At 57.6% G+C, this 12,291-nt stretch carries 9 protein-coding genes; 4 read left to right on the top strand and 5 right to left on the bottom strand.

The window, feature by feature from the left end:
- Positions 1–234: 234 nt before the first annotated feature.
- Positions 235–1,905, bottom strand: coding sequence for an NAD+ synthase (locus BLT38_RS07780; protein ID WP_083344661.1), 1,671 nt, complete (start codon positions 1,903–1,905; stop codon positions 235–237).
- A 42-nt stretch (positions 1,906–1,947) separates the two neighbouring features.
- Entirely contained in the window at positions 1,948–3,387 is a 1,440-nt protein-coding gene (locus BLT38_RS07775) for a sugar transferase (RefSeq protein WP_231966811.1), read from the bottom strand.
- Positions 3,388–3,708: 321 nt separating this feature from the next.
- On the opposite strand from BLT38_RS07775, the gene BLT38_RS07770 reads away from it, so the two are divergent.
- Entirely contained in the window at positions 3,709–4,578 is an 870-nt protein-coding gene (locus BLT38_RS07770; RefSeq protein ID WP_083344659.1) for a ChbG/HpnK family deacetylase, read from the top strand.
- Here BLT38_RS07770 and BLT38_RS07765 read toward each other — a convergent pair.
- The gene (locus tag BLT38_RS07765; protein ID WP_083344658.1) at positions 4,575–5,921 is read right to left on the bottom strand and encodes a sensor histidine kinase; all 1,347 of its coding nucleotides are present in this window, start codon (positions 5,919–5,921) and stop codon (positions 4,575–4,577) included. The two genes, BLT38_RS07770 and BLT38_RS07765, sit on opposite strands and share 4 nt — an antisense overlap.
- A 75-nt stretch (positions 5,922–5,996) precedes the next feature.
- Here BLT38_RS07765 and ribA point away from each other — a divergent pair, with 75 nt between their 5' ends.
- Complete coding sequence (ribA, locus tag BLT38_RS07760; RefSeq protein WP_083344657.1) at positions 5,997–6,632, top strand: GTP cyclohydrolase II; 636 nt, start codon at positions 5,997–5,999, stop codon at positions 6,630–6,632.
- Between the two features lie 68 nt (positions 6,633–6,700).
- On the opposite strand, the gene BLT38_RS07755 is transcribed toward ribA, so the two are convergent.
- Positions 6,701–7,438: an OmpA family protein gene (locus tag BLT38_RS07755; RefSeq protein ID WP_083344656.1), complete on the bottom strand. Its 738-nt coding sequence runs from the start codon at positions 7,436–7,438 to the stop codon at positions 6,701–6,703.
- 244 nt (positions 7,439–7,682) lie between these two features.
- On the opposite strand from BLT38_RS07755, the gene uvrC reads away from it, so the two are divergent.
- A complete protein-coding gene (uvrC, locus tag BLT38_RS07750) occupies positions 7,683–9,629 on the top strand; it encodes an excinuclease ABC subunit UvrC (RefSeq protein WP_083344655.1) in 1,947 nt (648 codons plus the stop codon).
- On the opposite strand, the gene BLT38_RS07745 is transcribed toward uvrC, so the two are convergent.
- Positions 9,630–10,562, bottom strand: coding sequence for a neutral zinc metallopeptidase (locus tag BLT38_RS07745; protein ID WP_083344654.1), 933 nt, complete (start codon positions 10,560–10,562; stop codon positions 9,630–9,632).
- Positions 10,563–10,682: 120 nt separating this feature from the next.
- Here BLT38_RS07745 and BLT38_RS07740 point away from each other — a divergent pair, with 120 nt between their 5' ends.
- Positions 10,683–12,287 carry an ArnT family glycosyltransferase gene (locus BLT38_RS07740; protein WP_083344653.1) on the top strand — a complete coding sequence of 535 codons (1,605 nt, stop codon included), beginning with the start codon at positions 10,683–10,685 and terminating at the stop codon, positions 12,285–12,287.
- Positions 12,288–12,291: the final 4 nt, after the last annotated feature.

Below are 12,291 nucleotides of genomic sequence, written 5' to 3'. Positions count from 1 at the left end.
TCCCCCTCCCCTGTTTTTCTAAAATCGTCTTCCCATTGGAGTTACGGCGGGGGTGGCGCTAAAATCGTCTGCCCATTAGGGTTAGAGGCAAAATCGTCTTTCTAAACGAGTTAGGGCCGCGCTACGCGCAGCCCTTTTGTCTCTGTTTTCTATTTTAGAGGTTTCGCCGAAATAGCATGCCAACTCTATTTGCTTTACTTTCTTGAGGTTGAGGCCTCAAGGGCTTGACAACATTTAGAGTTGCTGGCGCGTGCGTGCGGCGAGTGGGAAACGGCGGCCCGTACCGAAGCTCTTCGCTGTCACTTTGAGGACTGGGGCGGCCTGCTGACGCTTGTATTCGCTGCGTTCCACGAGCCGTAACACCTGCTCAACTCGTTCGCGGTCCACGCCTTGCGAAGACACAATCTCGTCTGCCGATTCGTAGCGTTCCACGTATGCCTGCAGGATCGGATCGAGTATCTCGTACGGCGGGAGTGAGTCTGTGTCCTTTTGGTCTGGGCGAAGCTCCGCGCTTGGCGGCTTGGTGATGGTGTTCTGCGGGATCACTTCGCGCTCGCGGTTGGCGTAGTGCGCAAGCTGATAGACCTTCGTCTTCCAGACATCGCCGATGACCGCCAGTGCGCCGACCATGTCGCCGTAGAGTGTGCAGTAGCCCACGGACATCTCGCTCTTGTTGCCGGTGGTCAGTACGAGGTGGCCAAACTTGTTGGAGACGCTCATCAGCAATGTGCCGCGGATGCGGGCCTGCATGTTCTCTTCCGCAAGACCGAATGGTGTCTCTGCGAACAACGGCCCGAGAGCCTTATCCATTGCATTGAATGTCTCTCGAATCGCGATGATTTCACACTGGATGCCCAGGTTCTTCGCCAGTGCGAGAGCGTCATCGACGGAGCCGCTGGAGGAATATTCGCTGGGCATGCCGATGCCCATGACGTTTTCTTTGCCGACTGCGTCGACCGCCAGCGCCGCGACGACAGCGGAATCAATTCCTCCACTGAGGCCGATCAGAACCTTGGAGAAGCCGCACTTGCGCACGTAGTCGCGGATGCCCATGGCGAGCGCCTTCCATGCGGCTTCTACGTCGTCGACGACGGGTGCAACGATGGGCGATGCGGCAAGTGCGGTGTCAAAGAGGAGCAGATCTTCTTGGAAGCTCTTTGCCGCTGCGATTGTTTCGCCGTCGCGGTTGACAACGAACGAAGCGCCATCAAAGAGGAGGCTGTCGTTGCCGCCTACCTGCGCAGACATGGCCGCCGGAACACTGTGGCGCTTAGCGATGGCACCGATCATGCTGCGGCGCACCTGCTGCTTGCCTTCCCAGTATGGTGATGCGGAGATGTTCAGCAGTAGCGAAGCCTTGCGTCCATTGAGAGTAGACGTGAGCAGGCGCTCTACGGGGTCGTTGGGGTAAAAACGCTCGGGCCAGAAGTCCTTGTCATTCCACGCATCCTCGCAGATGGTGACGGCGAGTACTTCGCCACCAAACTCGATGAGCGACTGCGACTCTGCGGGCTGGAAGTAACGCTGTTCGTCAAAGACGTCGTAAAAGGGCAACAGCATCTTCTGCTGAATGAACTGCACCTTGCCGTCGTAGCAGAGAGCGGCTATGTTGCGCGCGTGTTTGCCGGGATTTGTTGCGGACGCGAGCGCCGTGCCGCAGAGGATGGCGGGCATTCCGGGCTGCGCTGTGGCCTTTGCAATGGTGTCTAGTGAATGCTGGCAGTTGGCGAGGAAATTTTCGTCTTCCAACAGATCCTGTGGCGGATAGCCGGGGATAGCAAGCTCCGGATAAACGACCAGATCCGCGCCGAGTTCTCCAGCGCGTTTCGCATAGTCCAGGATGCGTGCGGTGTTGCCTTTGAAATCGCCTACGGTGGGATTCAGCTGCGCCAGTGCAATCTTCACATCACCATTATGGAACGGTGAGTGCCGTTGCTGCGAGTGCCCTTAGCTGCCGGTGCCGCTGATAACGACGCTAATGGTGCGGATGAGAATCTTCAGATCGAGCCAGAGGTTCCAGTTCTCAACGTATGCCGTATCGAGCGAGATATAGCTGTCAAACGACGGGTCCTGACGCGCTTCAACCTGCCAGAGGCCGGTGATGCCCGGGAGTACGTCGAGGCGGCGCAGATGGGAGAGATCGTAACGCTCTACTTCTGAGGCGATGGGAGGACGCGGCCCCACCAGGCTCATGTCGCCCTTGAGGACGTTGAAGAACTGCGGAATCTCGTCGAGCGAATACTTACGCAAGAACCGGCCAACGCGAGTGATGCGCGGGTCGTTGGTCATCTTGAAGAGGATGCCGTCGCGCTCGTTCATGTGCTCCAGTTGCGCCTTCAGATGATCCGCGTTCTGGACCATGGTGCGGAACTTGTAGCAGTTGAAGGTGCGTCCCTTACGGCCGATACGGCGTGCACGATAGAAGATGGGGCCCGGCGAATCCAACAGAACTGCAAGCGAGATCAGAAACAATATGGGGCTGAGGATGACAAGCGCCAGGAATGACAAGGCGAGGTCGAGCGTGCGCTTGACCATGAACGACCCGATTGGGAATTCGCGGCGATGCAGAGGGATCGTTGGGAACTGGCCGACGTATTCGACAGGCGCGTTCCAGGCTAAACCGTCGTAAAGGTCAGGCACTACACGGACGTCAATGCCGAGTTCGCGCGCTTCCTGCACGAGATCGATCACGACCTTCTTGTCTGCCGGTGTGGAGAAGAAGATTTCATCGACGAAGAGCGCTCGCGCGATGGTGAGGCAGTTGGTCATGTCGCCGACGGTGTCGGCGTCGCCTGATTCAACTTCGCTCTCGTTGAGAGCGATGAAGCCACGGAAACGGAAGCCAAGATGGCGGAGCGATTCGAGGTGATTTCGCAGGGCGTGGCCCACGCGACCGGAACCAATGATGAGGACGTTCCGGGTATCGACGCCGTCGCGATACCGCGTATAGACCATGGAGCGCCAGAGGGCACGGCGTGCGCAGAGCATGGTTCCCGTCAGGGTTACGGACAGCATAACGACGATGCGCGAGACGGTTTCGCCGCGGAGGAGGTAGATACTGCCGCAGAGAAGAAGGCCTGCGACGAGCGTGGCCTGGATGGTGAGGCGCTGCTCGTTCAGGCCGCTGCGGTTCTGGATGGGACCATAGAGACCGTAGGATCGCGAGAAAAACGCGAGGCAGAGCGCGAAAAACGTCATGTACGCGCCGTACTGGCTCCACATGAGGTGCAGGACGCTGGTCTGCGTAAGGCCACCGCTCTCATGCACGATATCCAGCCGGAAGTGCATGGCGATGAGGCTGCCGATATACGCGGTCAGGACATCGAGCCCGGCCCAGGCTGCACCTGTAATGGTTGGCTGTTCGAGTACGCCCGCCGCCATAGACATGCCACGGCCTCTAAAGGACGGTGCCTCTGTGGTCATGACACTTCCCTGCGCGTACTCTTGTGCTGGCATTCGCTACCTTTTTGTATGCCGTTGGATGCGATCCAGGCATCCGGGGGTGGATGTACCTCAACCTGATTTACGAGTACAGGATGACGGGACGGTAAATCGCTAAACAGACCTTTGTTTGAGGATACCCCAACCAGCCGACTATTTCGTTCAACCCGCACCATATCTGTTACATGCGTAAATGCCGGATTCCCGACAGAGTTTGCCTTTCTCCCAATTTTTGCAATCCGGAAGGCAGCCGTTACACTGCCCCTGATGTCCTCCCATAGAAATGCCCAACGGCGTCTGATCGTAAATGCAGACGATTTTGCCCTCACCGAGGGGGTCAATCGTGCCATTGGAGAGCTTTCTGAAGCTGGTGCCCTGAGGTCTTGCACGTTGATGTCGGCGGGCGCCGCCTTTAAAGACGCTGTTCGTACTACTAAGGAGTACAAAAATCTGCGTGTGGGTTGCCACGTGGTGCTGGTGGATGGTTTCTGCGTGGCGCCAGCCGAGACGGTGCGGGCGCTTGTTGACGGTGGCGAGGGGCAGCTACGGAACTCATTGCCTCGGTTTATCGCTGATTTGCAGCGCGGGAAGATTCCGGAAGCGCAGATTGAAGCGGAGGCCGTCGCGCAGATTCGCCGGCTGCAGGATGCGGGGGTGACCGTCACGCATGTGGACACCCATAAACATACGCACCTGTTTCCGCGGGTGGCTCGTCCGTTGATCCGGGCGGCTATGCAATGTGGGGTTTCGGCGATTCGGAATCCGTTTGAGCAGGCGTGGTCTGCGCGGCTGACACGTGGCCCGCTGCTGCGGAAGCTGGAGGTTGCGGCGCTTCGTAATTTCAGCAACACGTTTCAGAAGCTACTGCGGGCTTCGGGATTGAAGACGACGGCGGGGTCAATTGGCGTTTCAGCTACGGGGACGCTGGATGAGGCGAACCTGAAGCGGCTGCTGGACGGGATGCCGGAAGGGACCTGGGAGCTGGTGTGTCATCCCGGATATAACGACGCGGCGCTGGGGGCGGTTCGGACTCGGCTGCGGAATGAGCGCGATGTGGAACGGAATGCGTTGTTGGCGCAGATCCCTGCGGCTGTTCGCGATGGACGCTTTGAGTTGATTGGGTTCGACGAGCTTTAGTTTCGGGCGCCTGCCGGAGTTTGTTGCAGGTCGGTGGTTGCGACTACTGGCATTTCGAGCGTGATGCGGGTGCCTCGGCCGGGGCGACTTTCCATTTCGAGGACAGCATCGCTGCCGTAGAGCACTTCCATACGCTCGCGGACGTTCTTCATGCCGATGCCGTTGCCGGGGCGACGCAGACCGCTGACGGGCATGGCGACGTCGCGTTCGGGGGCGATGCCTACGCCGTCGTCTTCAACTTCCAGCAATAGGCGCTCGCCTCGGATGCGGCTTCGCAGGGTGACGGTGCCGCCGCTGATGCGGGGTTCCAGACCGTGTTTGATGCTGTTTTCAATGAGTGGCTGCAGCAGCATGCTGGGAACTACTAGGTCGAGGGTGTCTGGTGCGATTTCCTTTACGACGCGTAGCTTTTCGCCGAAGCGGACGACTTCGATGGCGAGGTAGTCGTCGGTGAAGGCTAATTCGTCACGGAATGGAACGAAGGCTTCGCGCTTCTTGAGCAAGATGCGCAGGATGTTCGCGAGGCGCACGATCATCTCGCGGGCGAGTTCGGGTTCGAGGCGGATGAGCGAACCGATGGAGTTCAGCGTGTTGAACAGGAAGTGCGGGTTGATCTGGCGCTGCAGTGCGTCGAGTCGGGCTTCCAGTAGTAGGCGCGCTTGTTGTTCCAGCTTGTCTTCAATGCGGATGGCGTTCCAGATCTTCAATGGAATGCCGACGATGACAGGGGCGGCGGCGGCGATGGCGAGTTGCAGGAGCCAGAGGTTCGATCGCAGGGCGAAGTAGCGGCGCGGGCGGTACATGGCCACTTCGCTGGCGCCGAGTTGCAGCAGCATGATGATGAGCAACAACAGAACCTGCCGGTCCAAGTGCGGGCGGCGGAGATTGCGGCGCACCCACTGGTACAGGCTGAGGTCGATCATGGGGGAAAACGTCCAGATCGCTTCCACGTCAGCGAAGCGATAGAAGCCTCCTGCGACGGTTGCGGCGACGAGATTGACCGGAAGCGCGAGGAATTCGTGGTGGAGTAGCGCCGGGAACGACAGGATGACCGCTCCCACTGCGGCGGCGGAGGGTCCGAGGATGGCTCCGAGCAGGATGGTGGTGGCGAAGGAAATGTCGGCTGCTAAGAAGTTCGGTACGACGGTACGAATCCACACGCCCAGAGTGAGTGGGGTGACGATCAGCAACATCAGTTGCATGCGATCGATGGGGGTGCGATCGGTTGCGAGCAGGAGTCTGCGAAAGACCGTGGAGCGCGCAAGCGAACTGGAAACAGCAGCAGCCACGCCAAGCTGAATCAGCAACGAGATGAGGACGAGCTTGGGCTCAAGTGGATTCACGTCTTCAGCTTACCCCGCCGGCGATGGAAAGCCCTGCATCCACATGGAGGCTTCGGCATCTATAGAATCGAGACTATGCAGTACAGCCGGGTTGAAAAAGTCGCAGAAGCCGAACTTCCCACTCGCTGGGGAAGCTTTCGCATCCTTGGCTTTGAGGGGCATCTTGCCCCCGATGCAACGCCGGGGCCCATGGGTAATACCGTGGATGAGGCCGTGGTGCTGATCTACGGCGATGTCAGCAATGGGTCGCCCATTGTGCGTGTGCATTCGCAGTGCCTGACGGGCGATGTGTTTCATTCGCTGCGCTGCGATTGCCGTCAGCAGTTGGAACTGGCGCTGGATACGATTACGGCGCATGGTTCGGGAATCCTGCTATACGAGGCGCAGGAAGGCCGAGGCATTGGTCTGATGGCCAAGCTACGCGCTTACGAACTGCAGGACGCTGGACGTGACACCATTCAAGCCAACGTGGAACTGGGCTATCGCGCGGATCATCGCGACTTCACTTTGCCTGCGGAGATTCTGAACCAGCTTGGTATTCGTTCAATCCGGTTGATCACGAACAATCCTGAGAAGGTACAGGCAATGGAGAGTCATGGCATTCAGGTGGCGGAGCGCATCAGCGCTGAAGTGGCCGCTGAACTGACCAGCCAGAAGTACCTGGAAGTGAAGCGGGACAAGATGGGCCACATGATCGGTTCTCTGCTCTAAATCCTTCAACACAGAAAAAAGAAGGCGGCCCGAAGGCCGCCTTTTCATTTGAGCTGCAGATTCAGACTCTACTGACCAGCCTTGGCGGTCATGCTGTTCTGGTCCTGCAGGTTGGAGAGCACGCGAACCTGTACGCGGCGGTTCTGCTTACGACCGTCTGCGGTCTGGTTGGAGGCAACAGCCTGATCCTTGCCGATACCTACCAGGTAGAACTTGTGCGGAGCGATGTCGTACTTGCTCTGCAGGTAGTAAGCCACGGCGTCAGCACGCTTCTGGCTCAAGCTGTAGTTGTAGTTCGCATCACCCGTGGAGTCAGTACCGCCGGTCAGTTCCAGGATGTAGTGCTTGCTGGACTGCAGGTTGGTTGCGAGTTCGTCGAGCTGCTTCTTGTCCGATGCAGTCAGTGCCGACTTGTCGAAACCGAAGGTTACGCTGACGTCCTGCATGGACTTGTAGTTGTCGAGGTTGGCAACGACACCGGTCAGGGTGTCTACGCGGTTGTAAGCATCCTTCGCGTTTGCCTGTGCCTTGTCAGCGGACTGACCGGCAACCGCTGCATGCTGGTCTGCTGCGTCAGCAGCGCTCTGAGCCTGGGCGATGCCAGCCTGTGCGCGCTGGTCCGTGTCCACGATGTTGCGGTGGTCGGTGGCGGTACGAGCATCCAGTTCGTTCGTCTGCTGGATGATGGGAGCGGCCTGCGAACGTACATAGTTCTTGGTGCTGCAACCCGTGGTCAGAAATAGAATCAGGGCAGCCGATCCGGCCGCCACAGTAGCGCGAGTCATCTTGTCTGCTTTCATAGTCATTCCAGCTTCCTCCGGTCTTACATCGGCACTCTTGGGGAGAATGCCTGTTCGGCCTAGATGAATGCACGCCCCATGCCAAACGATTAAGTGGTGCCATTTGTTGCAGATAAACCGTTTTGGACGGACTTTATGAATGCCGGATTAAGGTACAAATTCCCTTTCTTTCCGGCAGAATCTTCCAGCGCATGATTCCATCTAAACTGTTGCACAGACGCGAAGATATCTTCGCCTGCGCGAACCAAACATGGATCTCCATCAGAAAATTCGGACGTTGCCCCAGCAACCCGGCGTGTACCTGTACAAAAACGCCGAGGGTGAGGTCATCTATGTTGGCAAAGCGAAGAACCTTCGGAGCCGCGTAAGCAGCTATCTGCTGAAGGCGAACCAGGCGAATGCGAAGACCGGCACGCTGATGCGTGAGGCCGTGGATGTGGATTACATCCAGGTGGCGAACAACCACGAAGCGCTGGCGCTGGAAAACAACCTGATCAAGCAGCGTAAGCCGCGCTTCAACATCCTGCTGCGCGATGACAAAACGTATCCGTATGTGAAGCTGACCATGGGTGATCGTCATCCGAAGGTCTTTGTCACGCGCAAACTACGCAAGGATGGTGGCCAGTACTTTGGGCCCTATTTCCCGGGGAATCTGGCTTATCGCATTGTGGATCTGATCCATCGCTCGTTTCTTATTCCGAGCTGCAAGGTGGATTTGAATCGCTACCATCCGCGGCCTTGTTTGGAGTACTACATCAAGCGGTGCCTGGGGCCATGCGTGGAGAACCTGGTTGCGCCGGAGGCGTATCGCGAGGCGGTTCGCGATGTGCAGTTGTTTCTGGAAGGCAAGGAAGGCGAACTGGAAGGCCGCCTGAAGCAGCGCATGGGCGAGGCTGCAGCGAATGAGCAGTTTGAGCTTGCAGCCAAGATGCGCGATCAATTGATCACGCTGCAAGAGTTGCAGGCGAAGCAGCGCATTGCGTCTACCGAGAACGAGGATGCCGATGTGTTCGGTTTCCACTTCGACAAAGAGATGCTGGCCGTGGCGCAGTTCCATATGCGCGAAGGCAAGATCGTGGACAAGCGCGACTTCTTCTGGGAAGACCTGCAGGATGTGAGCTTTGAAATGGGTGTGGAGGAAGACGATGCTTCTTTGGCTGACGCGGATGTGACTTCGCAGCAGCAGAGCTTTTCGCCTACGTTGTTTTTCTCAGCATTTCTGAAGCAGCTTTATCTTGATCAGCCTTATGTTCCGCGACAGATTCTGGTGCCGGTGGAGTTTCCGGATCGTGTTGCACTGACCTCCGCACTAAGTGAGCAGAGCAAGCGCAAGGTGGAGATTCTTGCGCCGCAGCGTGGTGATAAGCGTTCGCTTTTGGATCTTGCTGGCACGAATGCGAAGCAGAGTTACGACCAGCGATTCCGCACGCTACAGCCTTCGAAGAAAGCGATTGCGGAAGCGTTGCAGGATGCTTTGAACTTGCCGGAAGTACCGACACGCATTGAGTGCTTCGACATCTCGCACATTCAGGGCGCGGAGACCGTGGCAAGCATGGTGGTGTGGGAGAACGGCGATATGAAGAAGGCGGACTATCGCAAGTTCAAACTGAAGACCGTGACCGGCGTGGATGACTTTGCTTCGATGCACGAGATTCTGGTGCGCCGCTATTCAAAGCTGCAAGCGAACAATGAGCCCTTCCCTTCACTCATCCTGATTGATGGTGGGTTGGGGCAGCTTCATGCTGCGTATGCGGCGTTGGAGAGTATTGGTGTGACGCTGCAGCCGCTGGCTTCCATCGCGAAACGTGAGGAAGTGATTTACGTCTACGGGCAGGAGGATGATCCGGTGGTGCTGGATCGTCGTTCTCCTGTTTTGCATCTGGTGCAGCGTATTCGCGATGAGTCGCATCGGTTTGCGATCAGCTATCACCGGAAGCGTCGTGAGATGCGTGATCGTGACAGCGAACTGTTGCAGATTCCGGGTGTAGGACCGACGACACGCAAGCGATTGATTGAACACTTCGGAAGTCTGCGTGGCATTAAGGCCGCGGGACCAGATGCCTTGACTGCCGTGGTAAATGCTGCGACGGCGAAGAAGATTCGCGCTTACTTTGATGGTGAGCGGGAGGCCGCTATCGACGGAAACGGCGTTCCGGTTGAGACCGAAACGCCGCCTGAGTTCAGGATCTTGCAGTAGTTAGTTTGCGGTGGACGACTGATAGCCGTCCGCGCCGACATCGAAGGTATTGCAGGCTTTTACCTGACCGGTTTCAAAGCCGCGCTTGAACCATCCCTGGCGTTCTGCGCTGGTGCCGTGCGTGAAGCTTTCCGGGCTTACTGTGCCGCGCTGCATTTTCTGGATGTGGTCGTCGCCAACGGCTGCGGCGTTTTGCATGGCTTGATCGATGTCGCCTGGCTCCAGGATTGGCTTGCCGTTTACCATGCGCTGCTGCGTTGTATGTGCCCAGATGCCGGCGTAACAATCGGCCTGGAGTTCGAGTTCGACCGAGGTCTTTGAGCGTGTGGCGGGATTGCGCATGGCTTGCTGAGCTTTCTGCTCCGTGCCGAGGATGTTCTGCACGTGGTGGCCGATCTCGTGCGTGATGACGTAGGCCTGTGCGAACTCGCCGGTGTTGCCGCCTAGTTGTTTCAATTCGTCCCAGAAGCCGAGGTCGATGTAAACGCGCTCATCTTCAGGGCAGTAGAACGGACCGGTGGCTGACTGCGCGTTGCCGCAGCCGGATTGTGTGCGGTTGCGGAAGAGCACTAACTTTGCGTGGCGATAGTTGCGACCGGTTTGTTCTGGCAGAATCGCGGTCCAGGTTTTCTGCGCGTCGTCCAGTACGAAGGAGACGAGCTGTACGTCGTGATGTTCGGCGGCGCTTTCTTGTACAGGTTGGCCGGGTTCGCTGTGACGGACCTGTTGTCCGCCTCCGCCGCCTGCCGCTGCGCCAAGGCCGCCGAGCAGGCTGCCGATGAAGCCTCGACCAGAGATTAGTCCGATGATGACGACGAGGATGAATCCGCCGAGGCCGAGTCCGCCTCCACCGAGATTGAATCCGCCTCCGCCACCTGAATCTCCACGACGGTCTTCAATATCGCTGCTGGTGCCTCCGGGCGTCCATTCCATTGCAGTTCCCTCTTGTGATTCGTTGGAGTCATCGGGTTGGATGCGCGATGCGCTTTTCCGAATGCCTCACGGGAAGCATAACGCGGAACCAATCGCTTGCGTTGCACGTATGCTTCCTGCATGACAAGCTCGACGGTTGTCCGTCCTGTGGACGCATCGTTGCGTTCGGCGATTCGTCTCTCATTGTGGTTTGCGCTGGCCAAGCTGTTACTGCACATTGCAGGCACGCTTTGGCAACGGCACATTGGCGTGGGTTATTTCCGCGACGAGTTTTATTACCTGATGTGCGGACGGCACCTGGCGTGGGGCTATGTGGATCATGGGCCAATTGTTGCCGTGCAGGCGCGCATTGCCGAGACGCTCTTTGGGCACTCGATGGTGGGCATCCGGATGTTGTCGGCGATGGCGGGTGCGGGACGTATTTTTCTTACGGGATTGCTTTGCTGGTCGCTGGGTGGCAAACGGAGCGCGCAGGCGTTGGCGATGCTTGGTTGCATTTGCATACCGATCTATCTCGGCATTGACAGCTATCTGAGCATGAATTCGTTTGAGAGCCTGTTCTGGATGACTTGCCTGCTGGCTGTCATTCTTCTGTTGCGCGACGAAAGCGAGGGCGTGGATCGGCGCTGGATGTGGTGGAGCGTCTTTGGCGTGTCCGCCGGAATTGGTTTGTTGAATAAGCCGTCCATGGCATTCTTTCTTTTCTGCCTTGGAATTGCGCTGCTTGTTACGCCGCAGCGTCGCGTGCTGTTTACGCGTCAGGCTGTGTTTGGCATTGTGCTGTTGGCTGTGATTGCTATGCCGAACCTTTTGTGGCAAATGCACAATCATTGGCCCACGCTGGAGTTTCTACATAACGGGCGTGTGAAGGGCAAGAATGTTCATTTGAATCCTGCGGCTTGGGTGCTGAACCAGTTGATGGTTCTTGGGCCCTGGACGGCTTTCGTTTGGATTCCTGGGTTGGCGCATCTGTTGAAACGTGCGGATCGCCGCTGGCTGGGTCTTACGTGGCTGATCCTTCTGGTGCTGATGATTGCACTGGGAGCGAAGGATTATTACTTTGCGCCGATCTATCCCATTTTGTTTGCTGCTGGTGGGATTGCCTGGACGAATCGTTTTGCTTCGCGTGTGGCGGTGCAGCAGGATCGTGTGGTTGCGTTTCCGGTTGCTTTCGTGACGATGATTGTTTTAACGGCGCTGGTGCTGCCGACTGCGATCTTTGTGTTGCCGCCGGATACGTTTGTTGCGTATCAGCGTGCCTTGCATCTGCCCAGTACGGAGTCTGAAAACACCGGTGGTCATCAGATTCTGCCGCAGTTCTATGCGGATCGCTATGGGTGGCAGGAGAATCTGGCGGAGGTTACGCGCATTGTGAATAGCCTCTCGCCGGAGGATCGCGCGAAGGTGGGTATCTTCGGTGGTAATTATGGCGAAGCAGCGTCGTTGGAATGGTTAAGCAGCGTGCAAGGTATTGCGTTGCCGACTGTGATTTCAGAACACAACAACTACTGGCTGTGGGGTACACGTGGACTCGACGCGGAAGTGATGATCATTGATCGCAAGACCAGCGTGGCGAAGCTGCAGGAGTACTACCAGGACGTGCAGGTGGTGGGGCATGTCGATAACCCGTTGTCTATGTGGTACGAGCAACATGACATCTACCTGGTGCGTCACCGGAAGGTGCCTCTGGCGCCGGACTGGGCTGCGAGCCGCTTCTACTACTAAAGAA

Source organism: Terriglobus roseus (genome assembly GCF_900102185.1).
In the GTDB taxonomy this organism is placed as follows: Bacteria; Acidobacteriota; Terriglobia; order Terriglobales; family Acidobacteriaceae; genus Terriglobus; species Terriglobus roseus_A.
The sequence above is the reverse complement of the archived record's forward strand: the minus strand, read 5'-3'. Positions and strand labels throughout refer to the sequence as shown.